The following is a 26,198-nucleotide window of genomic DNA, read 5'->3' on the forward strand; positions in this document are numbered from 1 at the left end:
CTATTGCCATTGTAATACTGTTCTTTTTGCTCCGTAAACTTTAAGCATTTATCTAATAATTCATCAGTCGTAAGGTCGTGTTTGACTTCTTTTTGTGGTTCTGTTTTTAATGGTTTAATTTCTTCCTTTACTTCAAAAATTACTGCATTTTCATTTAAAAATAAATCTGTATCACAAGAAACAAAACACAATCGGGTAATGTCTTTACATTTTGCATCAAAATTATAACCTGATAACTCTTTATAAAAATTTGCGATTTGATTGTAAACTGTTGTGTGTTGTTCTGCATTTGAATTGACTTTAATGAATACTTTTAAACCTTCGTTACTTGGACTTATAAATGATGCAAACGTGTATCTACAGCCATTTACAAGCGTTACAAGATTGTTTATTTCGGTTAATGGTATATCATCAAAATCTAAACATACCACTTGTGAATAGGTTACTATATTCCCTTTTGTTCTGCTTTCTCCAAATGTTCCAGAAGTTGTAAAACCTAACAAATTACTTTTGATTTCTTCGGCTGTTTTTTCATCTCCTTTATGCAAAGCATATCGGATAGAATTAATTTCACTTTGATATTTATCGGATTTGATTTCTTGTAATATTTCCAAAAGATTTCTTTCTCCTAAGTTGTGTTTGAACTCTTGAAAAACACTAACCATCAGTTTGTTGTTTGCTGTCTGTTCCATTGTTACTTAGAATTATAGTTATCATTTAGTAATTTTTGAATGTCTGAAAGTCTGTAATAGATTTTATTACCTACTTGAGAAAACTCGATAATTTTCTTGTTTCTCCATTCCTGTGCTGTTCTTTTACTAATATTCATTAGTTTCATAAATTCACCGTTATCAAAAAAAACATCTTCGGGATCTAATTTGCCACCTATTTTCATTTGTGCAACTAATAAGGCAACACTTTCGTCTAACCTTTTTAATACTTTTTCGGCATCGTCATAAAAATTATTCATAGCTTACTTTTTTAATAGGGTTAAACATTCCATTATTTCAGACTTTTTGTAGTAACGTCTTGCACCTATGCCATAGGCTTTGACTTTACCATTGTTTGTCCATGCCCAAAGTGTGCTGCTATCAATTTTTAGAAATTGACAGGTTTCTTCTCTGGTCATTAATTCTTCTGAATTGTCTTTTGTTTGAATTTCCTTTTGAAGTTCAAGAATTCCGTTTCTAACGGATGTACCTATTAGCTGTTGAAGCTGCTCAACAGTTAGGGTTTGGAGTAAAATTGCATTGTTTTGCATATCGAATAATATTTAAAATTATTCGACAAACATTCAAAGTGTATGTGGTGGTTAAAAGTGTAAGAGAAAGTGTTTTAGGTGTATTTGGTGTTCGCTTTATTTGTCAGGGTTTGTAGTGAATAATTTATAGAATTTTGATTTGTTAAAATTATCATTTTCTATTATTTCCTTTTCAAATAGGTTTATGTTTTCTTGAGCAAAACGGAAATACTCAATATCCAAATTATCCTGTTTATTGTTTTTATAAACTTCCTTTAATGCCCAGCCAACTTTCTTTTTATTAACTCTTTTAAAAATTATTTTTTTATCGAGTTTTGGAAATTTTGAGGTTGTGAAGTATAAATATAAAGCATCTACTAAGATACCATAGTTGGCAGTATCTATAAATTCTGTCACTGTTTCTAAATAATCTTCGATTGAAGATTTTAAATAATCATTTTCAATAGGTAAGCTGTTGTTGCTTTCAGTTTTATCTTGTGTTTCTTCGTCAATAGATGAATTGTGCTTTCTCTCTATTCCATTTAAATGATTATAAACATATTTTAAATTTGAAATATTTTCAAAATTTTCAATTGGATTTGCAAAAAAGCCATCATAATAATCAATCATCATATTATTTAGATAAACTAATCTTACAGTGTTTTCTTTCTTTTCTTTAAATAATCCAGATACATTGTAAACAGTTTTAATAGAACCAAAATCTTTTACAAAAACACTGAAATTTTCTAAATCACCTTCATAAGCATAGACGTACTCTAAGTTGTTTTCAAGTATTTCTAAAGCTTTTTTTATATCGTCGTCCTTTACCTTAAACATAAATTCATTAAAAATAAATTGACAACAAGAGTTGAACTCTTTTAGAAATAAATCGTATGTTTTTTTGTTTGTATTATCGTTTATATAATTTATAACATTAATAATAGTAATGTTTTTATATAAAATATCATTCAATAATTTTCTAACTTCTGGAGTTTTCGCTGTAGATATAAGGTTGTTATATTTTTTAGAATTGATATTGGAAACCAACTCTTTTCGTTCTTTAAGAAAATCAATGATTTTTTTAAATGTAACTTGGTATTTTAATGCAAGTTCTAAATCCCACCCGTCATTCTCTTTTTTAAAGGTTACTAAGCTATCATATATTTTAGAAATAATAAATCGACAATTACCAAAGTTAATTGCATATTTATACTCACCTTTAAATGTGTAAAGTGTTAATGTTGCGTTTTCTAAACACAAATCATAAAGGTCTAATTCGTTTTCAATAAAATTAATTTCATCAAAATCTTCATGTTTTGACAAGAAAGAATTAAGTAAGGTGTTGTATTTACTACGATATTCCTTTGATGAAAAAAAAATATCTCTGCTATTATAATCAGACATTTAAAAACTTTAAAAATAAAAAATGTGAAAGTATGAAAAACCTTTAAAAATTAAAAGTAATTTGTTAACTCCATAGCAATATCCTTGTTGCTCTTACCAATATAAGTTAAAAACATTGCTTCTGTTGTATGCCCAGTTACATAGATTAGATATGTTGTTGGTATTTTACCGTAAAAATTAGTAGCAAAAGAACGTCTACCAATATGAGAAGATACTAATTCATATTTTTTATATGTATCTGTTTTTTTTCTGTAAATACCGCTATCAGTTGCAGTTTCTACTTTTTTACTACCAATAATTTTGTTGTTAATTTCAGCTACTTCACAAACCTTTTTTATATAATCATTATACTTTTGGTCTGAAATGGCATAAGGAAAATCACCGTTTCTTTTTTCTAAAATTTCTAATACTTTTTTATGTATTGGAATGGTCATTATTTTATTTGTTTTTTGCTGTGTAAACTCTAATAAGTGTTTTCCGTTTTCAACTCTAATCATTTCTTTGGTAAATCTTAAAAAATCAGATACTCTTTGTCCTGTGTAACAACTAATAATTAACCAGTCTTTTGCATTTTCAAGACTTTCAGATAATTTACCTTTTTTAATATTATCTATTTTTTCTAACTCCTCAAAGCTTAAATATATTTTTTCAACCTTTGCCCTATCTAATCTTAAATCATCCAATTGTGGATGTGTTTCTATCCCTAAAAGGCGTGCATGTTTGCAAAATGTTTTAATAAAAACTAATTCTCTTTGCATTGTGTTTTGTGCATATCCTTCAGCTTTGTAATATTCAACAAATTCCTTTTTAAAGTTTTCGTTAATTTCACTTATGAGAATAGGCTTTTTTCTTTTCAACTGAAACCTCTCCATTTTATGTTTTATAACATTAAACTTTTTACGTGAAGTTTCTTTTATTTCGTGTTTACGATAATCAATATAAAAATCAATATACTCAACTAAGGTTGTTGGTAATTTTTGTTCTTCAATTACTTCAATAGCAGGATTTAAAAAATCCTTTAGCCATTGTGTATTAATTAATAAGTTATTATTTGTTTTGTTGTAGTATTTGAGCAAATTGCTTTTTAAGGCTACAAGCTCAGAATTAAGATTGGCATAATGTATGTCTTTTAGATCTTTTGGTTCTTGTTTTGTAGAGCTCCAATCAGACGGATTGATACTATAATTGGTTTTAGCCATTACATCAACATTTCTACCATCAGAAAGTCTAATATAAATTGGTGCAGGGTTGTTTTTTGATTTCAAAAGTACTTTAATTCGTGCCATAATTGATTTCTTAATTGCTTTATCAAATATACGAATTTCCCAACATCTTCCCAACATCTTCCCAACAATTATTCAAACACATCAAACTTAATTCAAACACATACAATATTAATACACTTGTAAAGCATTGAATTTGTTGAGTTTTTAATAAAAATAGTTATTTTTTATGGTTTGTTAATTTTATAAGTTTTGACAATAGTGTTCTCTCCGACTCCACAAAAAACCCTGTAAAGTATTTATTTTACAGGGTTTTTTATTTAACGTTGTTCTTAATTCCTTCTCTTTACCCAATGACCCGGAAATGGTGTACAGCCCACCCAATCAGGAAAACTCAAACGACTGTTTTCAGGTGAATTTTTTAACTGCCTAGTCTGTAGCGAGTTTTCTTTAGTTTTTGTTATAAAATTTTTTAGGCTCTTGCGTATTTCCGTTAGGGTTTACTGTATTTCTGTTAGGGTTTACCGTATTTACGTTAGGGTTTGACGTATTTCCGTTAGGGTTTGGTTTATTTTCGTTAGGGTTTGCCGTATTTACGTTAGGGTTTCGCGTATTTCTGTTAGGGTTCGACGTATTTACGTTAGGGTTTGCCGTATTTACGTTAGGCTCTGGCGTATTTCTGTTAGGGTTTGACGTATTTACGTTAGGGTTTGACGTATTTCTGTTAGGGTTTGGCGTGTTTATGTTAGGCTCTTGCGTGTATTTGACAATGACTGGCGTGTATTTGATAATGACGGACGTGTTTATGGAAATGACTGCCCTGTAATTGACAATGACCGCTGTGTATCTGACAATGAATGGCTTGTAAATGGAAATGACTGACGTGTATCTGATAATGACTGATGTGTTTATGGGTAATGTTTAATTAACTGTGTAAAGTTTCTTTTTTTTTAGATTCTTTAGTTTTTTGGTTTTTTTGATTTTTTGGTTATTAGATTATTTGTTAATAAATGGATAAGAAAATTCTTGTGTTGATTTGAGAAGTCTTAAAGTAGTTTATATATTTACTGTTTATAGCCAAATTTAGAATGACAGCAAACCAAGACATAAGAGACATTTTTTCAATCCTACACGACGGGAGAATTACAGCGTGGTCTGGTGATAAATACTCGCTGACTTTGACGGTTGACTGTGAGTATTTAGCAGAACGAATTGATAAGTCTTTCGATAAGTTCTTTGTTGAGCTAACTGAGCTTGACGAATTGTTTTTATTGACCTGGCCAAATCCATTTGATTTACCTGTGCAGACATTATCAGAACTAAACGATATATTTAAAGCAGAACTTGAAATACTCTCGGCTGACATCAAAGACGGAAAAGTAATAATTGCTTGCAATCAACATGACACAGACTTTGACTATTGCGGGGGCAACTTGATAATTAGCTGTAAGACAATAAAAGTGTTTGACCAAAATAGAAGCGAATTAACAATTGAGGAGTTTGACACAATATGTAAAAGCTATTGGAACGACATTAATAGGCAACAAGAGAAATTAATTAATGACAGAAAAAAATAAAATCTGTCTATATATGAGTAGACTGACCCCCTACTTTAAGTGTTCTAAATTAGCACTGAGTTCTGCGAATGTCTTTGACTAATGCGTTTTTGAAGTTGAATTCTTAAAAAAGTTAACTTTTTGTAAGAAGTAATTACTTTTTTCTTATCTTAGTATTTCCAAAAACGAGTTTACCGTGTGGCAGACGAATTCCTTATTTATTTTTTGTGTTTTACTGAAATCCGTAAAAAGGTTTGGTGGTGATGGATTAGGTTTGTACATAAAAATTTATAAAAGATAGATATTAAATAAAAACAATAAACTTTTGGTTATCCATACCATCAGGCTGAATAAACAAATGTTTTTATCGGCTAGCAATTAGTTGGCAGAAATTTTTGAGAAACGCAGTGAATATAATCCTAGAGACATAATAATATGAATGATTTTTTTGAAATATTTTGTGATCCTAAAAAAGAAATATTTTGGACTGCAAGTGGTACAATTTTAGCAATATCTATAGCTTTAGGAAGTTTATTTACTTTTATTTATAATTCTATAATTAAAAACAAGGTAAGTGAAAGAACAAAAATCATTATAGATGGACAAATTGAAATCTTCACAAATTGGGTTAAAGTTAGAAGCAAATCACAACAAATAGATGAAAAGAATATAGAAGAATGGTTATCAGATTTAGGTGGTGTTGTAAACCTTGGAAGAAATTATGTTATTTATAGAAAATTTATAGAAAAATTAAACGAAAAGGAGAATAAAAATATTCAGCTTATGAACGAAGATAAATTTAATAATTTAATAAAGGATTTTGACAACGCACCTAAATGGTCAAGAATTGAATGGTAATCAAAACTTCTGCTAATCGAGTAGACTGCCCTGCCAGAAACTGACAGGGAGAGCCTCTCACACCACCGAGCGTACGGGTCACGTACTCGGCGGTTCGCAAAGAGATGGGTTGAGTTGAATGTAAATTTCCGTTAAGGATTCGTATCCTTTCATTTTCAAGCGTTTTAGCGTGATGGTTGTTCCTAAAATGGGACTTTGAGCAATCGCCCAACCACCTTTTCGAGTTCGACTCCATGCATAGGCGTGGTCTTGGTCAACCCCCAATCGAATCAGGTTTTTCCTTTTCCTTTCAGGTTTCTTCCAGTCGTGCCAAATACAGTAGCGGATGCGATTCCGTAGCCAACCATCTATATCTCGTAATTTTCCCATGATATTGGTTCCTCGAAAATAGTTTAATCATCCTCGTTGGATTTCCTTTATCTTGGTTATACGTTCTTCTGGTTTGGCTGGAGTGGTTTTTCGGGTAATACTTTTGAGTCGCATCTTTAGGTTTTTCCATGCCTTTTCTGCTACTACAAGTTGGTATTGATTCTTGCTTCCTTTATTGTAAACGGGCACAAATCCAAAGCCAAGTAACGTAAAGTTAGAGGGTTTTCTAATCCCACTCTTTTCCTTGTTGATGGTTAGTTTGAGCTTGTTCTTGAGGAACTTTTCAATCACTACGTTCGTAGCTTTCGCTTGATTATGGCTCTTGCAGTAGATACTAAAATCATCAGCGTAACGAACGAATTTATGTCCTCTTCGGGTCATTTCTTTATCCAATTGATGGAGTAAGATGTTTGACAATATTGGACTTAAAGGAGAACCTTGCGGAACGCCTTTTCTACGTTTTCGTAGCTTTCCGTTGATTTTAGTCGGTGCTCGAAGCCATTTGCGAATGAGTTGCATCGTGGTTTTGCATTTCACTTTTTGAAACACCAGATTCAATACTAAACAATGGTCAACTTCATCAAAGAAGTTTTTCAGGTCAATATCCACAATGTGGTTCAGTCCTGAATGAATGTAGTCCCGTGCTTGTCCAACGGCTTGTCGGGCATTTTTGTTGGGTCTAAATCCAAAACTGCTGGGTTTGAATTCGGGTTCAAATAAAGGTGCGATGCTTTGTGAAACCGCTTGTTGCAATACTCGTTCGCTTGTTGTGGGAACTCCCAATAATCGGGTTTTTCCGTTTCCTTTTGGAATCTCGATTCCTAAAATGGGTTGAATTTGATAGTTTCCTTGTTTTACTTCCTCAATAAGTTGTAGTTTCTTTTCCGTAAAAACCTTGCGGAGTTCACGCACAGAAACGCCATCAACACCCGCACTGCCTTTGTTGGCAATGACGTGTTCCAATGCTTTTTGGAGGTTGTAAGGATGTACTACTTTTTCAATCATTTTAGTTTTGTTTTAACCTGTTTTCGTTAAGTAGGGCTATCCGCCGTGGCGAATTCCGTTACTTATTGAAAAGCTCTTTACGTTCAGTCCTTCCTTGTTTGTGAGTCCTATGCGGTATCTATTCGCACCTCGTTGCTTTCAAGTACTATGACTTCTGCTGACTTCTCTTTCTAACCAACTCGTGGTTTAAGAGACCTCCCCCGGTAACCGCTTTTTCCTTCCTCCAATCCCTGCGTCATCTACAATTTAAAGTTTTGGTATTCTTTGGACGTTGCGTTGCTGTGGACGCTTATCCGCTTTAAATTGCCTCTTATGACGTTTCTGTTCGTCAGTACCGGATTTTGTAGTCCTGCTTCCTTCAGTGCATACCTCACGATAAACCACCTTGCAACTTACTAAACCTTCGAGACGTTACTCTCGCGGTTAAGGGACTCGCACCCTCTGGAAAAATAACACCCCGAAAATTAGTTTTTGTAGTCAAAATTTGTATTTTTGAACTATTTGAAAAGCTTTCGGGGTGTGTCCTGCGGATGCAGGGCACACACAGCTTGGCAAAATGGCGGGTTAAGTACTAAATTGAACATTCGGATTTATAAAAAACATTAGTGCTAAATTAAAAATAAGTGCTTCTAAATCCGCCACATCGCCAAGTCAAAACCGTTAAGCCATATCAAAGAAAACAGTCTGGTCTTGTTTTCAGACACTTGGGCTGATATACCCAGTTTACGATGGAGGATGTGAAAGCGAAAAGCCATCGAAAAAATAGAGTAGCCGAGCTTTAATAACAAAAGTTTAACTAAATAGCGAAGTGAGTGAAGAAACACTTTTTAACAATCGCTTAAAATTTAAATAAAGCGACATAAATTTTACTTAAGATGAAAAAATTTGGAAAGTACGTGACGTTTTTTATGTTATTTATGGCACTTACATTTAATGCATGTAGTGATGTTAGCAAAGACCTTAGTGAGGAAGCAGAAATTTCTTTGCTTAAAAACGCTGTAGAACATTTGAATACATCTGAAAATCGACAAGCTATATTGGAAATCTTGCAAAATAGCGAAGAGGCTTATCACCCAGACTACGATTTAGATACAGTTGATTTAAATGAGCAAATATCAAATTATGAGCGATGCTCTGAATGTCCTAATGAAATAAAGCAATTTATGTTACCTCTACTTCAAGATATGGCTAATATAGAAGATGATAATCTATTGCAACTTATTTACGAATATCAGGAGATATTAGTAAATTACGATAGCGATTATGTGAATAAGCAAAATCTGGAATTTTTGTTATATTCTTTTGAGCAAGGTGCAATTTTTAAGCTAGGGAACTCATCATTACAACAAAGGGTTTCTAGAAATAGAGTAGCCACAGGATTAGCTTGGGGATTTCTTTCTGGTTGTGCGTATGGAGCATATGTTGGTGGTACAGCCGGCACATTTACAGTTCCAGTGATAGGTACAGTAACTGGTGCTGTTGCTGGTTGTATAGCTGGTGGTGCTTTTTCCGGAGTTATAGGTGCAGCTGGGGGAGCGTTTTGGTCAATATTTGATTAAAGATGAGAGCAGTTTCGTTTTTGGCCATCGTTGTTTTAAGTTTAACCTTTTATTCTGTCATGGAGTATGATAATCCCCAATTTTTCGATTATACTCAGACCTCTTTTTATTTGAAAATCCTAGCCGCACTTGTTATCTCGGCGATAATAGTGCTAGGTATAAATAAATTAATTAAGGGAAGGTTTATAATATGACATGGCATGGTGTAAACGCAATAACGGTTCAGGTGCAAACTAGAACCGTTATTGTTTTTATTTAATTATCTTTCTACCCGAAAAGTCGTGGTTCAAAGACCAGTACTGCGTTTATACTTTACCTTTATGCCCATTTTTAGGACAGCACAAACAGCTCACAATAGACAATGAAATTTAAGAACTATAAATCAGCCATTCACAACTTTGCGGATTCATTCCAGAGTGTTGACTATTCCAAAAGTGGAAAATTGGCTATTAATGTTTTAATTCATCTGAACAACCTTAAATTAAAACCGACAGCAACATTTGACTTTATTAATAAGACAATTCAACCTGAAGAAGCAATTACAAAAGACATTGAAAAGTTATTAAACGATTATCTTGACTGGTTGCCTGAGCATTTTAAAAATCATAATTGCGACCTTGAGAAACTCGAAAAATTAACTGTTGTCATTTCAGCAGACTTTGTAAAAGCGTTTTATCCTCAAGGAATGATTAAAGCGAAGCAAATAGGTTTGCAGACAAAAACTAATTGGAAAGCAGCCAACAGAGACGAAGAAATAATTGAAATCAGTTTGAGTGAAATAGTTGACGACTATTATCTAAAAACGGGAATACCTGAAATGTAGTTTGAAATGAAAGATTACAAATTGAACAGTTACTAGACCCTGCTCCACAAAATATTCAAACAAAATATAATCAAAGAACCCTCCCACCACTCTACTTTCTCAACACATAACACATTTTTATGGAAATGACTATTTCTTAGAGGTTTTGTTCGGGTTTTGTTTGGGATTTGTTCGAACCGTCTTCGGAAAAAGGGAGGGTTTTCCGAACAATTACCGAACAACTACCGAACAAATGTGGACGAAAACCCCAAAAAACAGTAGTTGATTTCATTCACCATACCTTTACCAAAAGCCTTGTAAAATAGTGATTTTAAGGGGTTTTATATTTAACTGTGGTAGTAAATGCTTCTCTTTAGCCTAAATAAATCTTAACACCTCTTGTCCTTCTTTGAATTTTAGTAATTTTGACAAAAATTTAGATTTGAAAAAGCTACTTTTATTACTTCTAATTCTCTCCGGATTTCAAAATGCTATTGCTCAACAAGCAAAAAAAATCATTGTCGAATACTCAGAGTTTTTTAATGTTGATCAGGATGAAGTTCCTGATGCCGTATTATTATATGGTAATGTTAGAGTATCTCATGATGGTGTTTTGATGTATTGCAATAAAGCCTATTGGTTTCAAAAAGAAAACTACATCAAAGCCTTTGGTGATGTTCGAATGATACAAGGAGATACAATTACGCTGACCAGCACTTATGCGGAATACAATGGTGAAAACAAACAAGCCTATGCATCCGGAAATGTGATTATGACCTCCCCTAGCTCTACACTAAAATCGGAAGTCGTTAATTTTGATCGAAATTCGCAACAAGCTTTTTACAGAACCGGCGGAACCATCAACGACAAAGAAAATGTGTTGGTCAGCCAAGCAGGAACTTATATCGTGGAACGAAAAATGTACCAGTTTCGAAATGCAGTGACTATCACCAATCCAAAATATGTCATCAAAACCAACCATTTGGATTATTATGAAAATGTGGGTCACGCTTATCTCTTTGGTCCTTCCACAATTACAAGTGAAGAGAACTTCATTTATACAGAAAAAGGATTTTATGACACCAAGAAGAATTTTTCGCATTTTGTAAAAAATTCATACATCAAATACAACAATCGTTTGATTGAAGGTGACAGTCTCTACTATGACCGCAACAGAGAATTTGCCTCTGCAACCCGAAATGTAAAAGTGACAGATTCTATTAACAAAAGTGTGGTAAAAGGGCATTATGGCGAAGTATATCGCCTTAAAGATTCGCTAATGATGACCCATCGGGCAGTAGCGATGACCTTGGTTGAAAACGACACCTTATACATACACGGAAAAAAATTAATAGTTACCGGAAAACCGGAAGATCGTGTGGTACGAGCATTTTCTAATGTTCGATTTTATAAAACAGACATGAGTGGAAAATGTGATTCGTTGCATTCCTCTGAAAAAGTGGGTATTACCAAATTGATTGGACGTCCTGTAATGTGGAATTATGACAACCAAATGACCGGTGATGTGATGCACCTCATTTCAAATAAAGAAACAGAAAAGTTGGATTCATTAAAAGTATTGAACAATACCTTCATTGCTTCAAAAGACACCATAGGAACAGGATACAATCAAGTGAAAGGCCAAAATCTCTACGGAAAATTTCGCGATAATAAATTATATGAAGTAGATGTAGTCAAAAACACCGAAGTGATTTATTATATGCGAAACGACGAACAGGAGTTGATTGGAATCAATAAAAGTGCCTGTAGTAGTATCAATATGATTTTAGACGGCAATCAAATTGAAACCATCACTTTTTTCACGCAAGTAGATGGCGATATTTATCCCGAAACTGAACTTCCCGAAAATGCCAGAAAACTGAGAGGTTTTATTTGGCGGGGCGATGAACGAATAAAATCAAAAGACGATATTTTTCCCGAAGAAGAAAATAGTTACGATCTTAAAATGAAGAAACAAGTGGAAGAAGAAAATAAGAAGGAAGACAAACCATTAGAAGTTAGAAAAGAAACTTTAGAAGTTGAAGAGAAAAAGAAAAACAGTTAAAAGTACTTTGTTTTTTTGATAAACCCTTTTATCCATCACCTTCCAGAAATCACACACAATGAAACAAGATTTCCTTACGTACCAAGCTCAAACCTCACCTTACCCCCTTGCAATGGAAGTTTCTCATGCAAAGGGTTCTTATATTTTTGATACTAACGGAAAAAAATATTTAGATTTTGTAGCCGGAGTTTCCGCTTGTAGTTTAGGTCATCAACATCCCAGAGTGAACCAAGCCATTAAAGACCAACTGGATAAGTATTCACATGTGATGGTTTATGGTGAATACGCTCAAGATCCTGCGGTTGCTTTTTGCCGTCTTTTGGCTGAATTAATGCCGGAACCTTTAAACAAAACCTACTTAGTGAATTCAGGTACTGAAGCTACTGAAGGTGCTTTGAAATTGGCTAGAAGAGTAACCGGAAGAAGTCAGTTTATATCGTGTCACAACGCCTATCATGGAAACACAATGGGTTCCATGAGCGTGATGGGATTTGAAGAACGAAAACAAGTGTTTCGCCCTTTACTACCCGATGTTGATTTTATCACATTCAACAACGAAGAAGATATTACAAAAATTACAACCCGAACAGCCGGAGTCATTCTAGAAAGTATACAAGGCGGAGCCGGTTTCATTCAACCTGAAAACGGATTTTTAGCAAAAGTAAAAAAGCGTTGCGAAGAGGTTGGAGCACTTTTACTAGTAGATGAAATTCAGCCTGGCTTTGGAAGAACCGGTAAATTATTCGGCTTTGAAAACTATAATGTGGTTCCTGACGTAGTTATTATGGGGAAAGGAATGGGAGGCGGCATGCCGGTTGGGGCCTTCACAGCAAAGTCAGAACATATGGATTTGTTGAGTGACAATCCGAAACTAGGTCACATCACCACTTTTGGCGGACATCCTGTCATAGCGGCAGCCTGTTTGGCAACCCTACGTGAAATAACAGAAACCGACTTGATTTTACAGACTTTAGTCAAAGAAAAATTGTTTCGAGAACTTTTGGTACATCCTTTGATTAAAGAAGTTAGAGGAAAAGGATTAATGTTGGCGGCCATGGTAGAAACACCTGAAATTACAAATGAAGTAATTTTTAAATGTCAAGATAAAGGTTTGATTTTATTTTGGCTATTATTTGAAGGTAAAGCCATCCGAATTACACCACCACTTACCATTTCTGAAGAAGAAATTAAAGAAGGTTGTGCATTGATTATTGAAGCATTGGATGAAATTCATCTAAAAGGGTAATAGGTTAAAGGTAATGGGCTATAGGTAGTTGCCTTTACGAAAAATAGATAACCCATCACCAATTACCCATCACCAATTACCAAAAAATTGTTAATTAAATTGTTTACAACATATCCTTTTTTTCCAATTTTCAATTATATCCTTGACTAATTTTAGAAAAGGATAATTTTAAAAAATACTGAGTATGCATTTAAGTCACGAAGAAGACGATTACAACGTATCCTTATCCAAATTTGAATCAATGTTGAAGACCAATAAAGTCCTCTTTTTTGATTCCGAGGAATTTGAAGAAATCATTCTTCATTATCTGGATATGGGCAAGGCATCTCTGGCAAAAAAGGCCTTAAAATTAGCTCTCGAACAACATCCCAAATCTACCGGTTTAAAATTGGTACATATTGAAATGTTGATTTATGATGACAAGCTTGATATTGCAGAAAAAATGCTCAATGAATTGTATGCTATCGAGCCTCACAATGAAGAAATCTACATTCAAAAAGCTAACATTTTCTCGAAAAGAGACCAACATGAGTTAGCGATTAAAGAGCTAGAAAAAGCATTAGAATTTACTGAAGATTTTGCAGATGTTTACAATTTGATAGGAATGGAATACCTGTTTCTTGATAATTTAGAATTGGCAAAGAAGCATTTTATTTTGTGTCTTGAAGATGATTTTGAAGACCAATCAGCATTATATAATGTAGTGTATTGTTTTGAATTTTTAGACCAACACAAGGAAGCTATTGATTTTTTGAACAGTTATATCGACAAAAATCCCTACAGTGAAATTGCTTGGCACCAACAAGGTCGTTTGAGCTACATCATTAAAGATTATGAAAATGCTTTGCGTAGTTTTGATTATGCAACACTTATTGACGACTTCTTCATTGGAGCTCACATGGAAAAAGGCAAGTCTTTAGAAAAACTAAAACGCTATAAAGAAGCCATAGAAAGTTATGAGCATACCATTTCGCTTGAAGATCCCACGTCGTATGCGTTATTGCGGATTGGAAAATGTCATGAAAAATTGGGCAATAAAGTAGAAGCTATAAAATATTACAATAAAACCGTTCACGAAGATCCACTTTTGGATAAAGGTTGGATTGCTATAACTGACTTTTACATTCGCCAAAAAAATTATCAAAAAGCCTTATTTAATGTGAATAAAGCTTTAGCTATTGACAACGAAAATCAGTTGTATTGGAAACGATATGCTACCATCAATCGTCAAATGAATTTCTATGAAGAAGCTGAATTTGGCTATAGAAAAGCAGTAGAATATGGTGATTACCAATTAGACACTTGGTTGTTTTGGGTGGATATCATGCAGTTTTTAGGTGAACTTGACAATGCAATACAAACCTTATTACAAGCATCAGAATATTTTCCTGATTCCTATGAATTGGAATACCGTTTGGCCGGAACATATTACATGTTGAAAGACAACACCAAAGGCAAATTTCATTTAATTAATGGCTTGCGATTAAGTCCGAATAATGTGACCGTATTAGAAGAATTATTCCCTGTAGTTTGGAGCAGAAAAATAATCCAAAATGTCATAACAAAACATTTAAAAACTTAAGAACTATTTCTAAAATTTTTACAAATTTTTCCCTAATTTGCGTTCCGTTCTAACAACGGAACGCTTTTTTTTTATGAGAAAATTATTTCCCGATTATTTTTTAATAACCCTCAAAGGAATTGCAATGGGTGCTGCCGATGTAGTTCCGGGAGTTTCAGGAGGAACCATCGCTTTTATCTCCGGAATTTATCAAGAACTAATAGACACCATCAATAAAGTAGATTTTTCATTTTTTTCTTCTTGTAAAGAACATGGTTTTAAAATAGCTTGGCAACAAATTAACGGCAGCTTTTTAGTAGCATTGCTTACCGGAATTGCTTTGAGTGTTTTATCACTTTCAAAAATCATTACTCATTTATTGGCCACACAACCCATCTTGGTTTGGTCGTTTTTCTTCGGATTGGTAGTTGCAAGTATTTATTTTATAGGAAAACAAATCACTTCATTCAAGTTACCTATTATACTTAGTTTTGTAATTGGAACAATTGTTTCCTATTATATCACAATTGCCACACCGGTTTCAACACCTGAAAGTTATTTTTATTTGTTTCTTTCAGGATTTATTGCCATCATCGCCATGATTCTTCCGGGAGTTTCGGGTGCATTTATTCTATTATTGATGGGTTCTTATGCCGTTGTTATTGGAACAATCAATCAGTTTCGGGAAGCCATTATTACATTAAATTGGGTTGCTTTATGGCAAGTCATTCTGAAACTTGGAACTTTTGCACTAGGTGCACTTTTAGGATTAAAACTATTTTCAAAAGTTTTACATTGGATGTTTGACAACTACCGAAACTTAACTTTAGCCTTATTAACCGGTTTTATGTTGGGTTCATTAAACAAAGTTTGGCCTTGGAAAAAAGTTTTACAAATCCGAATAGATTCGCATGGAAATGAAGTTCCCTTTCTTGAAAGAAGTATTTTACCTCATTATTATGAAGGAGACAATTTACTTATCTCTGCAATACTATTGATGGTTATTGGATTTTTAACTATCTTTAGTATTGAAAAAATTGCCGTTAAATTTTCAAAATAATGCAAGTTCAAAGAAGTCTTTCCGATAAACTATTTTTGGTTCTGAAAGGAATAGCAATGGGTCTTGCCAATAAAATCCCAGGTGTTTCTGGAGGTGTAGTTGCTTTTGTTGCAGGTTTTTATGAAGAGTTTATTCACTCCTTCAAACGAATAAACAAAACTGCATTTAAGTTTTTAATTGCCGGAAGATTCAAAAGTTTATACCGCTATATCAACGGGACTTTTTTGTTTTTGTTAATTCTGGGTATGATCATTAGTTTTTTTAGTGTTTCAAAAATCCTTGATTTCCTTTTAGCCAGATACGAAATTCAAGTTTGGGCTTGTTTTTTTGGAATGATTATCGGTTCCATATATTACATCAATAAAGATTTTGAAGGAAACTGGAGTAAGAGTTCTAAAACCGCATTAATTATTGGTTCATTACTTGGTATCGGTATCAGTTTTTTTGATCCGGCAACTGAAAATTCAAATTTACTTTTTGTTTTTCTTTGTGGTATTATCAGTGTTTCCGGAATGACATTACCCGGACTTTCAGGATCATTCATTATGATGTTAATGGGTAATTATGTTCTATTACTGGTGGATTCCGTTAATTCACTTTATGATACAATTGCCGAATTAATTACGGGCGATTTTAGTTTTATACATAACCCTTCGAGAATACATCTTTTAAAAGTTTTATTTTTCTTTACATTAGGATCTTTAACCGGTTTGGTTACTTTTTCTAACCTTTTGAGCTATTTGATTAAACACTTCAAAAAAATAACTTACGCTTCAATTCTCGGGTTTATTATTGGTTCATTAGGGGTTGTTTGGCCTTGGAAACACAAAGTATTTTTAAAAGTTGGTGACAATTTTGTTTTGGACCGAAACGGCAATCAAATTGTGGCTACTTACAAACGTTATCTTCCTGAATTTACATCAGATACACTTTGGGCTGTTTTTTATATAATCATTGGCGTTTTAATTGTTTTAAGTTTAGAATGGTATGGAAATAGAACTAACAAAAAATAGAGTATTTGGCTTGATTGGAAAAAATATTTCTTACTCCTTTTCAAAAAAATATTTTACAGAAAAATTTGTAAAAGAAGGCTTTTCCAATTGTAGTTTTGAAAATTTTGATTTAGCTTCTATTGCTCAATTTCCAAAATTACTGCGTGACAATCCAAATATCAATGGTTTAAATGTTACCATTCCTTATAAAGAAAAGATTATTCCTTATTTGGATAAACTATCAAAAAAAGCTGCCAAAATAGGAGCAGTGAATTGTATCAAAATTACAAAATCAGGAAAAATAAAAGGCTACAACACTGATTATTATGGGTTTAAAAAAGCATTGAAGCCGCTTTTAAAGCCTCACCACCAAAAAGCGTTAATTCTTGGAACAGGAGGAGCTTCAAAAGCCGTGGCATTTGCCTTAGATGAACTCGGAATAGTATATACTTTTGTGTCGAGAAGTAAAAAAGACGCCTGCTTGGATTATAAATTTTTGAATGCCACAACGTTTGATAATTATCAAATCATCATAAATTGTACACCTTTAGGCACTTTCCCGAATACGGATGAATTTCCACCTATTCCTTATGACTATTTTACGCAAGATCATATTGCATTTGATTTAATTTATAATCCCGAAGAAACTGTTTTTTTAAAAAAAGCCAAAACCAAAGGAAGTACCATTAAAAACGGCTATGAAATGCTTGTATTACAAGCAGAAAAAGGCTGGAGAACTTGGAATAATTTATAATTTTTTTTCATTTTTCTATAGATTTCAATTATTTGCTTTGTTAAAATCAATTGTGTTTTTAACGTTATTTTACTTTTATATAACATGATTCCTTTGAATTTTGCTCCGCGTTTAGTATCTTTCGCATCTATTTTTATAAACCTTACACATTAGTAAAATGTTAGAAGAAAAGAATGATAACCTGACTCCAATTGAAAATGAGTCAGATGGAAACCAAGAAAACGTTGTCTCAAACGAAGTCAATGAAATTGTTGAGGAAGTAACTGAAGCTACCGGAAAAATTTCAGAAGAAGAAATTTCAACGGAAAACAATGCTTTGGAAGAAACTGACGAAGCAATTGATGAAGCAACAAGTACTTTAAATGATGAAGTTGCAACAGAAGTCCCTGTTGCTGCAAATGAACATCAAGCAGCATTGAATGCAATTGAAGAATCAAATGCTGAAGAAAGTGAAGACAATACGTTAAAAGACAGACATGCAATTCCAATGTTGGATTATGCTTCATTGTCTATGGATTCTTTGGTTGATGAATTGGAAAAATTGGCAGAGGTAGAAAAAGTAATGTCAGTTAAAGAACATGTTGAAGAAGTAAAGAAAGAATTTTTATCTAAATACAATCATTTCATTGAAGAAAAAAAGGATGAATTTCATGCTGAAAACCCTGAAAGTACTGAAGAATTTGAATACCATCTTCCATTAAAATCAAAATTTGATTCTATTTATAAAAGCATAAAATCAAGACAAAATACACACTTTAAGAGTTTGCAAAACGATTTAAAGGCAAATCTTGATCGTCGTTTGGCTATTGTTGAAGAAATCAAAAACTTAATTAATCCTCAGGAAAATATTAAAGATACTCTTAAACATTTCAATGAATTAAGAGATGAGTGGAAAAATATTGGTCCAATTCCGAGAGATAAATACAACCACGTTTGGAACAATTATCACTTTCATGTAGAAAATTTTTATGATTATTTACACTTAGATCGTGAAGCCAGAGATATTGATTTTAAACACAATTTAGAGCAAAAACAAAAAATTATTGCTCGTGTTGAAGAATTGGTTAATGAAACTGATGTAACCAAAGCTTTCAGAGAATTACAAGATTTACACCGTATTTGGAAAGAAGATATAGGCCCGGTTGATCGCGAACATCGTGAAGAAATTTGGAACAAATTCAGTGCTTTAACCAAAGAAATGCATGACAAACGCGAACAATTGTTTGCCGCTCAACGAGGTAAAGAAACTGAAAATCTTGAGGAAAAAAAGAAAATTATTGCCGCAATTGAGGCTCTTAGCACCGAAAATGTAACCAACCATTCACAATGGCAAGGACTTATAGATCAGGTAGAAAATTTGAGAAATGCTTTTTTCTCAGCAGGAAAAGTACCAAGTGATGTAAACGAAGATACTTGGGCATCTTTTAAAACAGCAGTTAGAAATTTTAATGCTCATAAAAACAATTTCTACAAAGAAATTAAAAAGGAGCAAAATGAAAATTTGACTTTAAAACAAGCTTTAGTTGACAAGGCAAATGCACTAAAAGATTCTGAAGATTTTGCAGCTACTACTCCAATTATGAAGCAAATTCAAGATGAATGGAAACAAGTAGGTCATGTACCGAGAAAATATTCTGATAAAATATGGAAAGAATTCAAAACGGCATGTAACCACTATTTTGACAGAATGAAGGCCCAACGTAACGATGAGAATTCTGAAGAAGTTGCGGCTTTTGATAAGAAAAAAGAATTTTTAGAAACATTAAAAACTTTTGAATTAGTTGGTGATCACAAAACTGATTTGGCTGCTATAAAAGCTCATATCGAACAATGGAAATCTTTTGGAAAAGTGCCTTTCAACCGTAGACATATCGAAGGTAAATTCAACAAGATTTTAGATGCGTTATTTGAAAAGCTTAGCCTAAGCAAAAAAGATACAGACATGATGCGTTTTTCAAACCGTCTTGAAAATTTAGCAGAAGGTGATGATAGTAGAAAAATTGAAAATGAAAAGATATTCATTATCAGAAAAATTGATGAAGTACAATCTGAAATTTTTCAGTTAGAAAACAATATTCAGTTTTTTACACATGCTAAAAAAGACAATCCTTTGGTAAAAGAAGTTTTCAAAAACATTGAAAAACATAAAGACGAATTAAAAACCTGGAAAGATAAATTAAAACAATTACGAAATCTTACTCAGGAATAACAATCCGCTTAAATCATTAAAAACCATGTTATTACAGCATGGTTTTTTTTATGATTAGTATAACATACCAATTCAAATTATTGAATACATTTGCACTGTGAAATATATTAAAAACAGTGTTCTATTTGCAATTGTAGTATTGCTCTTTGTTTTGGGAAATCAAACCCAAGCTGTAGCTAATGTTCTCAATGAAGAAGCATCAAAAGAATTTCACCAAACCGAAATCCAACAATCTGTTGGTACTTTACAATTACTCTCTGAAACTTTTTCTTTTCAATTTGTAAAAGAAAATAAAAATCAAGCACGCAGTTTATTCTTTTTTTATCCTGAAGGAACCATTGCTTTTTTCAAAAGTAACTTTCCAAACTTTCTTTCAAGACAAGACCACAACCGTTGTGAAAAAGTTTCAAAACTACTTTTCCCTTTTCATTTTTTCTGGTAAATCAGTATGTTTTAATTTGACCAATTTAGTTACTATATCCTTTACATAGTAACCCATCTCACTTTTATATACATAATAAAAATTTAAAAAAATGGAAACATCAACCACTTATATCGGATTGTTTTTAATCCTTTTAACAATTTTACCAATCATTCTTTTATTGCGTAGTCAACACATTAATAAAACAAAAATTGAAGCTATTTTAAAACAGCACAATCAAGGAAACTCAAAAGGATTCGACATCAGAGATCAAATAAATAATAAAATTGTTGCTTTTTCAAGTCAAAATAAAAAACTTGTTTTAATTGATTTAAATACAAAACCCGAGCAAATAACTTTTAAAGATTTAAATGAAATCAATCATTGTGAAATCATAAGAACATCGGAGCTTATTGAAAATGCAGCAACCAAAAAAGAACGAATAACTAAAGTGGAATTGATTTTAGAAAACACCAAAGAGAAATCAAAAACACCTTTTAAATTCTATGACTTTGATTATGAAAAACCCATTCAAATTAATTATTTCAGAGACAATCAATTAGCTGAAAAATGGATGGATATTATTAAAAAAGTGATCTAAATAATTAAAAAAGTGATTCTTAAAACGAGTCACTTTTTTTGTCATGATAATTATCATTTTTTAATTGATAGTCGCCATCTATCTTTGTTTTGTATTTTACTTCAAGGTAAAAAGTTAAGATGAAATGAATGCATTATTTCTTAACTTTTGCTATTTAAAATAAAAGAAATGTCTTTAATTCAAAAATATAATGTTCCTGGTCCCAGATACACTAGTTATCCAACAGTTCCTTATTGGAACGAGACAATGTTTTCGGTAGCAGAATGGAAAGAAACACTAGAAAAATCATTTTTAGAAAGTAATGCCTCTGAGGGAATTAGCTTATACATTCATTTGCCTTTTTGCGAAAGTTTGTGCACGTTTTGTGGTTGCAACAAACGCATCACTAAACGCCATGATGTGGAACATCCATACATTGAAGCTGTTTTAAAAGAATGGGAACTATATTGCGAACTATTACCCAAAAAACCAAGTATAAGGGAGATCCATTTAGGAGGCGGAACACCAACATTTTTTTCCCCCGAAAACTTAGAAAAATTGATTAATGGTTTGTTTGAAAATGCAGTAAAACACGACGATTATGAATTTAGCTTTGAGGGACATCCAAACAATACCACGCGAGCACATCTTCAAAAGTTGTATGATTTAGGTTTTCGCAGAGTGAGTTTTGGTGTACAGGATTATTCTGAGACGGTTCAAAAAGCTATTCATCGGATTCAATCGTTTCACAATGTTGCCAAAGTGACTTTTTGGGCACGAGAGATTGGTTATACTTCCATTGGTCATGATTTAATCTACGGCTTGCCCTTTCAAACTGTTCAAGATGTGATAGATACCATCGATAAAACCAATTCGTTGCAACCTGATAGGTTGGCTTTTTACAGTTATGCTCATGTTCCTTGGATTAAAGGAAATGGACAACGAGGTTTTAAAGACGAAGACATTCCAAAAGATGAAGAAAAACGCCAGTTGTATGAAATGGGAAAAAAACGACTCTCAGAAAATGGCTATCACGAAATTGGTATGGATCATTTTGCTTTAACATCTGATAGTTTGTATCAATCGTTTAAAAACGAAAAACTGCATCGCAATTTTATGGGATACACTTCTTCTAAAACACAAGTAATGATTGGGTTAGGTGTTTCTTCAATCAGTGATAGTTGGTATAGTTTTGCTCAAAATACAAAAACATTAGAAGACTATTATGATGCTTTAAATCTAAATCAATTGCCCGTTTTCAGAGGGCACATTTTAACTTCTGAAGATTTAATTATCAGAAAACATATTCTCAATTTAATGTGTCAATTTAAAACCTCTTGGACAGAATATGGTACTTACTTTTCTGAATTGCCTAGTGTTTTAGAACGATTACACGAAATGCAAAATGACGGTTTATTAGAGATAAATGACTCTTCAATTACTGTTACCGAATTAGGAAAAGCATTTGTTAGAAACATTTGCATGGCATTTGATTTAAGAATGACACGTAACAAACCGGAAACGGAATTGTTTTCTATGACGGTTTAATAAAATAGTCACTCTCTCCAAAATGTAACTTTTTTTGCAGTATTACGTAAAACTACTGATAAAAAAAATTTATGGGAAATTTTGGAAGTACTCAAGCAATGATAACTGTTTTGAAAAACAACAAAGCATTGCTTGGTAATAGAAAATCATTATTTCGCTCAAAAAAAGATTATATTTCTTCAAAAAAAACTTACAGTTCCATTTCGGGTGAATTTTTTGATTACAAAACTGCTTCACCTGAATTATTAGAAGAAATAAGGCAAAAGTTTATTAAAGAACGTAGAAAAGAGGCCATAAAAAATGGTTTACTACTCGCTTTTATTATTTCTGTTTGTATCTTTTTAACTTATATATTTTTCATTTCTGAGACTAATTCTTTAAATAAAAGTTCAAATGAAATAAAACCTAAAGAAACAAAACAATTTCGTTTAATCATCAAAGACGGAGATGAATGGATTGATGCAGGAAATTATGAAAATGCTATTATTCAATATACTAGAGCGGCAAAATTATTTCCAAACCAATTTGAGGTGGAATACAGAATTTGTTTAGGCTATAGTTATTTATGTCGATATGATCAAAAAGAATGTGAAAAGGGTAAAGAAATAGTATTGAAAACAATTGAAAAATATCCCAATGAAAATAAAATGAAAGAACTAGTACAATTCTTTAGCGATTAATTCACAAAATAGAAAAGCCCGAAAACTAATCGGGCTTTTTGCTTACTTACAAAATTCAAATTTCTTGTAATTCACTTTTAAAAGATTGGACTAATCTTTCTTGAATCTCATAAGGTACGCTTTCATAATGATCAAATGCCATTGCAATCTTAGCTCTACCTTGTGATAGCGAACGCAAGTCTGATGTAAACTCATGCATTTCAGCAATCGGAATCAAAGCTTTAATTTGTGTAAAATGTCCATTAGCATCTAAACCTTCAACTAGGGAGCGATGTGATTGAATAGCACTCATGATAGAACCGGTTATTTCTTCAGGTGCCGTAATCATTACTTTGTAAATTGGCTCTAATAATTTTGGACTGGCATTAATAAAATTTTCTTTAAACGCCATCATTCCCGCTATTTTAAATGATAAATCGTTGCTGTCAACTGCGTGCATTTTTCCATCATAAACGATAACCCGAACGTCTTGAACATGCGAACCGGTCAACGGCCCTTCATGCATTTTTTCCATAATTCCTTTCAAAATGGAAGGGTGAAAACGAGCATCAATAGCTCCTCCAACAATACAATTATAATACACTAATTTTCCACCCCAAGGTAAATCAATTTCTTCTTTCCCTCTGATAGAAAAACCGGTAGGTTCTGGAATTCCCTCATACCAAGGTTCAATCTTCATCGCAATTTCTCCAAACTGTCCTGCCCCACCCGATTGTTTTTTGTGGCGATATACGGTGTTGGCTTCTGTTTGAATTGTTTCTCGATAAGCTACTTTTGGTTTTTGAAAACGAACTGATAATTTGTGAGAATTCTCTAATTTCCATTTGACAACCGCCAAATGAAGTTCGCCTTGACAATGAATCAATGTTTGATGTAACTCAGCAGAAACCTCCACTTTAATACTCGGATCTTCTTCAACTAACTGATGCAAAGCGGAAGACAATTTTTCTTCTTCCCCTTTTTTTGTTCCTTCAACCGCAATAGTAAAAGTTGGATTGGGAAACTGAATCGGTTTAATTTCAACCGGAAATCCACGTTCGTGTAGCGTATTATTGGTATGTGTATTTTTGAGTTTTAGAGTAGCTCCAATATCGCCTGCAACTAATTCATCAACAGGAATTCGTTTATTGCCTTCCATTTCAAAAAGTTGCGATATTTTTTCAACCTGACCGGTATTTTCATTAGTCAATTCGTCGCCATTTTTGATTTTACCTGACAAAACTTTAAAGAAACTCAAATCACCAATGTGAGGTTCTGTAATCGTTTTATAAACAAACAACGCTGTTTTTTCTTTTTCAGAACAGTTGATTTCTTTACCATCCACAGTAACTTGTTTAGGCATTTCAAAAGCTGATGGACAAACGTTATCAATGAAGCCCATCAATCGACCTGCACCCATATTTAATTTTGCTGATATACAAAAAACAGGAAACAATTCATGATTAATCAACGACTGATGCAAACCTAATTTCATTTCATCTTCATCTAACTCCCCTTTTTCAAAATAGTGTTCCATCAAGTTTTCATCATTTCCGGCAATTGTTTCAATCAATTCTTTGTGTAAGCGATTTGCTTTTTCTTTTTCAGAATCAGGAATTGGTAATTTTTCCGGTTTACCGCCTTGGTTAGAATAACGATACATGACCATATTCAACACATCAATAACGGAATCAAAAGCAGCACCTTGGTTAACAGGATATTGCACCAGCACAATTTGATTTCCAAAATGTTCTTTGGCTTCAGCCACTGTTCTATCAAAATCTGATTTTTCATTATCCAATTGATTAACCGCAATAATTACAGGCAGTTTGTATTCATTGGTATACTGCCAAATAATATCGGTTCCTACCTCAACTCCCATTCTGGAATTTAAAACCATCAAACCACAATCGGCTACTCGCATAGCTGAAATTATTTCACCGGATAAGTCATCATAGCCTGGAGTGTCTAAAATATTGATTTTGAAACCTCTCCATTTTGAATTCATTAATTTTGAAAAAAGTGTCTTTCCCTTTTCATGTTCGATATCAGAATAATCGCCTATTGTATTTTGATCTTCAATGGTACCTCTTCGGTTGATAATTCCTGCTTCAAAGAGCATCGATTCAGCCAAAGTGGTTTTACCGCTTCCTGTATGTCCCAACAGTACTACATTTTTTACGTGATTGCTATCGAAATTTGCCATAATATTGATTTTTTAAAAGGTTATATCATTATCAAATTTCATTAAATATAACGAAAAAAAATATGATATAAATCATTTCAAAACAGATAATTAAACCTAGTAAACCAATTCTTATAACTATAAATTTATGAAATGAAAAAAAATATTTTTTTCAGAAATTAATTACTACAATCCGGATTGGCTTGTACAATCAAACTAGTAGTTTTTGGAGAAATAAATGGGATGTCTAATCCCATTCCACGAATGATAAATAGACTGCCAATAACGAAAACCATCACAGGTATTAGTTTTTGAATTCTATTTCGAATAGGAAGTGTAATAAAATTGGAAACCAAGACCACAGCACTCATCATGGGAATAGTGCCGATTCCAAAGAGAACCATATAGCTCACTCCCAACCATTCGTTTTGCATGGCAATGGCACCAAAAAGTGCAGCATAGACCATTCCGCAAGGTAAAAAACCGTTTAGCAAGCCCATAGTAAATAAAGCGTCAAATGATTTTCTTTTAAATTGATTTCCTAAATGACTTTTTACTTTTGAAATCAATTTGAACATGGGTTTAGAAAAATTGTATTGTGCCATTTTCTTTTCGGGAACTACAACTAATACAATCATCATAATACCAACAGCGATAGAAATTTGCTGTTGCAATCCGGCTAAGAATAACCCTTTTCCTAAGATGCCGAAAAACAACCCCAACATGCCGTATGCCGTTAACCTTCCCAAATGATAAAGAAATAGCTGAAACACCCTTTTGGTTGGATTATTGTGGTCAACAGGAAGCATCATGGCAATCGGGCCACACATGCCGATGCAATGAAAACTACTTAGTAAACCAAAAAGAAGGGCGGTGTATAGCATGTCTGTTCTCGATTGTCT

The 26,198-nt window shown here is 32.9% G+C and carries 22 protein-coding genes and 1 pseudogene; 15 read left to right on the forward strand and 8 right to left on the reverse strand.

The window, feature by feature from the left end:
- From B3L86_RS07230 to B3L86_RS07250, 5 genes are all read right to left on the reverse strand, one after another.
- Positions 1 to 692: BT4734/BF3469 family protein (locus B3L86_RS07230; RefSeq protein WP_291116963.1), on the reverse strand; the 692-nt coding region annotated here is incomplete at its 3' end.
- A 2-nt stretch (positions 693 to 694) separates the two neighbouring features.
- Positions 695 to 970 carry a helix-turn-helix domain-containing protein gene (locus tag B3L86_RS07235; protein WP_291116966.1) on the reverse strand — a complete coding sequence of 92 codons (276 nt, stop codon included), beginning with the start codon at positions 968 to 970 and terminating at the stop codon, positions 695 to 697.
- Positions 971 to 973: 3 nt separating this feature from the next.
- On the reverse strand, positions 974 to 1,261 hold the full coding sequence (locus tag B3L86_RS07240; RefSeq protein ID WP_262319431.1) for a helix-turn-helix domain-containing protein: 288 nt from the start codon (positions 1,259 to 1,261) through the stop codon (positions 974 to 976).
- A 96-nt stretch (positions 1,262 to 1,357) separates the two neighbouring features.
- Positions 1,358 to 2,644 (reverse strand): hypothetical protein, encoded by a 1,287-nt coding sequence (locus B3L86_RS07245; protein ID WP_291116971.1) that lies wholly within the window; start codon positions 2,642 to 2,644, stop codon positions 1,358 to 1,360.
- 50 nt (positions 2,645 to 2,694) lie between these two features.
- Positions 2,695 to 3,930: a tyrosine-type recombinase/integrase gene (locus tag B3L86_RS07250; RefSeq protein WP_291116974.1), complete on the reverse strand. Its 1,236-nt coding sequence runs from the start codon at positions 3,928 to 3,930 to the stop codon at positions 2,695 to 2,697.
- Positions 3,931 to 4,955: 1,025 nt separating this feature from the next.
- Here B3L86_RS07250 and B3L86_RS07255 point away from each other — a divergent pair.
- On the forward strand, positions 4,956 to 5,444 hold the full coding sequence (locus B3L86_RS07255) for a hypothetical protein (protein ID WP_291116977.1): 489 nt from the start codon (positions 4,956 to 4,958) through the stop codon (positions 5,442 to 5,444).
- Between the two features lie 414 nt (positions 5,445 to 5,858).
- Entirely contained in the window at positions 5,859 to 6,281 is a 423-nt protein-coding gene (locus B3L86_RS07260) for a hypothetical protein (protein WP_291116980.1), read from the forward strand.
- Positions 6,282 to 6,359: 78 nt separating this feature from the next.
- On the opposite strand, the pseudogene ltrA reads toward B3L86_RS07260, so the two are convergent.
- Positions 6,360 to 7,655 (reverse strand): annotated as a pseudogene (gene ltrA / locus B3L86_RS07265) (group II intron reverse transcriptase/maturase).
- A gap of 875 nt (positions 7,656 to 8,530) precedes the next feature.
- Here ltrA and B3L86_RS07270 point away from each other — a divergent pair.
- The 13 genes from B3L86_RS07270 to B3L86_RS07330 all read left to right on the forward strand — a co-directional run bounded on the left by B3L86_RS07270 (position 8,531) and on the right by B3L86_RS07330 (position 23,132).
- On the forward strand, positions 8,531 to 9,214 hold the full coding sequence (locus B3L86_RS07270) for a glycine zipper family protein (protein WP_291116983.1): 684 nt from the start codon (positions 8,531 to 8,533) through the stop codon (positions 9,212 to 9,214).
- Positions 9,215 to 9,575: 361 nt separating this feature from the next.
- Positions 9,576 to 10,037: a hypothetical protein gene (locus B3L86_RS07275; RefSeq protein WP_291116986.1), complete on the forward strand. Its 462-nt coding sequence runs from the start codon at positions 9,576 to 9,578 to the stop codon at positions 10,035 to 10,037.
- A gap of 421 nt (positions 10,038 to 10,458) precedes the next feature.
- Entirely contained in the window at positions 10,459 to 12,081 is a 1,623-nt protein-coding gene (locus B3L86_RS07280; RefSeq protein WP_291116989.1) for an OstA-like protein, read from the forward strand.
- Between the two features lie 58 nt (positions 12,082 to 12,139).
- A complete protein-coding gene (locus B3L86_RS07285; protein WP_291116992.1) occupies positions 12,140 to 13,327 on the forward strand; it encodes an aspartate aminotransferase family protein in 1,188 nt (395 codons plus the stop codon).
- A gap of 184 nt (positions 13,328 to 13,511) precedes the next feature.
- Positions 13,512 to 14,909 carry a tetratricopeptide repeat protein gene (locus B3L86_RS07290; RefSeq protein ID WP_291116995.1) on the forward strand — a complete coding sequence of 466 codons (1,398 nt, stop codon included), beginning with the start codon at positions 13,512 to 13,514 and terminating at the stop codon, positions 14,907 to 14,909.
- A gap of 73 nt (positions 14,910 to 14,982) precedes the next feature.
- Positions 14,983 to 15,948 (forward strand): DUF368 domain-containing protein, encoded by a 966-nt coding sequence (locus B3L86_RS07295; RefSeq protein WP_291116998.1) that lies wholly within the window; start codon positions 14,983 to 14,985, stop codon positions 15,946 to 15,948.
- Positions 15,948 to 16,961, forward strand: coding sequence for a DUF368 domain-containing protein (locus tag B3L86_RS07300; protein ID WP_291117002.1), 1,014 nt, complete (start codon positions 15,948 to 15,950; stop codon positions 16,959 to 16,961). The genes B3L86_RS07295 and B3L86_RS07300 overlap by 1 nt, the downstream gene beginning before the upstream one ends.
- Positions 16,936 to 17,694: a shikimate dehydrogenase family protein gene (locus tag B3L86_RS07305; RefSeq protein ID WP_291117005.1), complete on the forward strand. Its 759-nt coding sequence runs from the start codon at positions 16,936 to 16,938 to the stop codon at positions 17,692 to 17,694. The genes B3L86_RS07300 and B3L86_RS07305 overlap by 26 nt, the downstream gene beginning before the upstream one ends.
- 157 nt (positions 17,695 to 17,851) lie before the next feature.
- Positions 17,852 to 19,903, forward strand: a complete 2,052-nt coding sequence (locus tag B3L86_RS07310; protein WP_291117007.1) for a DUF349 domain-containing protein — start codon at positions 17,852 to 17,854, stop codon at positions 19,901 to 19,903.
- A 97-nt stretch (positions 19,904 to 20,000) separates the two neighbouring features.
- The gene (locus B3L86_RS07315) at positions 20,001 to 20,345 is read left to right on the forward strand and encodes a hypothetical protein (protein WP_291117010.1); all 345 of its coding nucleotides are present in this window, start codon (positions 20,001 to 20,003) and stop codon (positions 20,343 to 20,345) included.
- Between the two features lie 91 nt (positions 20,346 to 20,436).
- Complete coding sequence (locus B3L86_RS07320; RefSeq protein WP_291117012.1) at positions 20,437 to 20,925, forward strand: hypothetical protein; 489 nt, start codon at positions 20,437 to 20,439, stop codon at positions 20,923 to 20,925.
- A gap of 168 nt (positions 20,926 to 21,093) precedes the next feature.
- The gene (hemN, locus tag B3L86_RS07325) at positions 21,094 to 22,452 is read left to right on the forward strand and encodes an oxygen-independent coproporphyrinogen III oxidase (RefSeq protein ID WP_291117014.1); all 1,359 of its coding nucleotides are present in this window, start codon (positions 21,094 to 21,096) and stop codon (positions 22,450 to 22,452) included.
- A gap of 71 nt (positions 22,453 to 22,523) precedes the next feature.
- The gene (locus B3L86_RS07330; RefSeq protein ID WP_291117017.1) at positions 22,524 to 23,132 is read left to right on the forward strand and encodes a hypothetical protein; all 609 of its coding nucleotides are present in this window, start codon (positions 22,524 to 22,526) and stop codon (positions 23,130 to 23,132) included.
- 55 nt (positions 23,133 to 23,187) lie between these two features.
- On the opposite strand, the gene B3L86_RS07335 is transcribed toward B3L86_RS07330, so the two are convergent.
- The gene (locus B3L86_RS07335) at positions 23,188 to 25,317 is read right to left on the reverse strand and encodes an elongation factor G (protein ID WP_291117020.1); all 2,130 of its coding nucleotides are present in this window, start codon (positions 25,315 to 25,317) and stop codon (positions 23,188 to 23,190) included.
- Positions 25,318 to 25,475: 158 nt separating this feature from the next.
- Entirely contained in the window at positions 25,476 to 26,180 is a 705-nt protein-coding gene (locus B3L86_RS07340; protein WP_291117023.1) for a sulfite exporter TauE/SafE family protein, read from the reverse strand.
- Between the last annotated feature and the right edge of the window lie 18 nt (positions 26,181 to 26,198).

This window comes from Flavobacterium sp. UBA6135, from assembly GCF_002428305.1.
In the GTDB taxonomy this organism is placed as follows: Bacteria; Bacteroidota; Bacteroidia; order Flavobacteriales; family Flavobacteriaceae; genus Flavobacterium.

What these genes read in the sequence shown, in the direction of transcription:
- B3L86_RS07330 (WP_291117017.1), top strand. Translation starts at nt 22,524, where the DNA reads ATGGGAAATTTTGGAAGTACTCAAGCAATGATAACTGTTTTGAAAAAC.
- B3L86_RS07290 (WP_291116995.1), top strand. Translation starts at nt 13,512, where the DNA reads ATGCATTTAAGTCACGAAGAAGACGATTACAACGTATCCTTATCCAAA.
- B3L86_RS07255 (WP_291116977.1), top strand. Translation starts at nt 4,956, where the DNA reads ATGACAGCAAACCAAGACATAAGAGACATTTTTTCAATCCTACACGAC.
- B3L86_RS07295 (WP_291116998.1), top strand. Translation starts at nt 14,983, where the DNA reads ATGAGAAAATTATTTCCCGATTATTTTTTAATAACCCTCAAAGGAATT.
- B3L86_RS07300 (WP_291117002.1), top strand. Translation starts at nt 15,948, where the DNA reads ATGCAAGTTCAAAGAAGTCTTTCCGATAAACTATTTTTGGTTCTGAAA.
- B3L86_RS07235 (WP_291116966.1), bottom strand. Translation starts at nt 970, where the DNA reads ATGAATAATTTTTATGACGATGCCGAAAAAGTATTAAAAAGGTTAGAC.
- B3L86_RS07245 (WP_291116971.1), bottom strand. Translation starts at nt 2,644, where the DNA reads ATGTCTGATTATAATAGCAGAGATATTTTTTTTTCATCAAAGGAATAT.
- B3L86_RS07310 (WP_291117007.1), top strand. Translation starts at nt 17,852, where the DNA reads ATGTTAGAAGAAAAGAATGATAACCTGACTCCAATTGAAAATGAGTCA.
- B3L86_RS07240 (WP_262319431.1), bottom strand. Translation starts at nt 1,261, where the DNA reads ATGCAAAACAATGCAATTTTACTCCAAACCCTAACTGTTGAGCAGCTT.
- B3L86_RS07305 (WP_291117005.1), top strand. Translation starts at nt 16,936, where the DNA reads ATGGAAATAGAACTAACAAAAAATAGAGTATTTGGCTTGATTGGAAAA.
- B3L86_RS07320 (WP_291117012.1), top strand. Translation starts at nt 20,437, where the DNA reads ATGGAAACATCAACCACTTATATCGGATTGTTTTTAATCCTTTTAACA.
- hemN (WP_291117014.1), top strand. Translation starts at nt 21,094, where the DNA reads ATGTCTTTAATTCAAAAATATAATGTTCCTGGTCCCAGATACACTAGT.
- B3L86_RS07275 (WP_291116986.1), top strand. Translation starts at nt 9,576, where the DNA reads ATGAAATTTAAGAACTATAAATCAGCCATTCACAACTTTGCGGATTCA.
- B3L86_RS07270 (WP_291116983.1), top strand. Translation starts at nt 8,531, where the DNA reads ATGAAAAAATTTGGAAAGTACGTGACGTTTTTTATGTTATTTATGGCA.
- B3L86_RS07285 (WP_291116992.1), top strand. Translation starts at nt 12,140, where the DNA reads ATGAAACAAGATTTCCTTACGTACCAAGCTCAAACCTCACCTTACCCC.
- B3L86_RS07335 (WP_291117020.1), bottom strand. Translation starts at nt 25,317, where the DNA reads ATGGCAAATTTCGATAGCAATCACGTAAAAAATGTAGTACTGTTGGGA.
- B3L86_RS07340 (WP_291117023.1), bottom strand. Translation starts at nt 26,180, where the DNA reads ATGCTATACACCGCCCTTCTTTTTGGTTTACTAAGTAGTTTTCATTGC.
- B3L86_RS07250 (WP_291116974.1), bottom strand. Translation starts at nt 3,930, where the DNA reads ATGGCACGAATTAAAGTACTTTTGAAATCAAAAAACAACCCTGCACCA.
- B3L86_RS07260 (WP_291116980.1), top strand. Translation starts at nt 5,859, where the DNA reads ATGAATGATTTTTTTGAAATATTTTGTGATCCTAAAAAAGAAATATTT.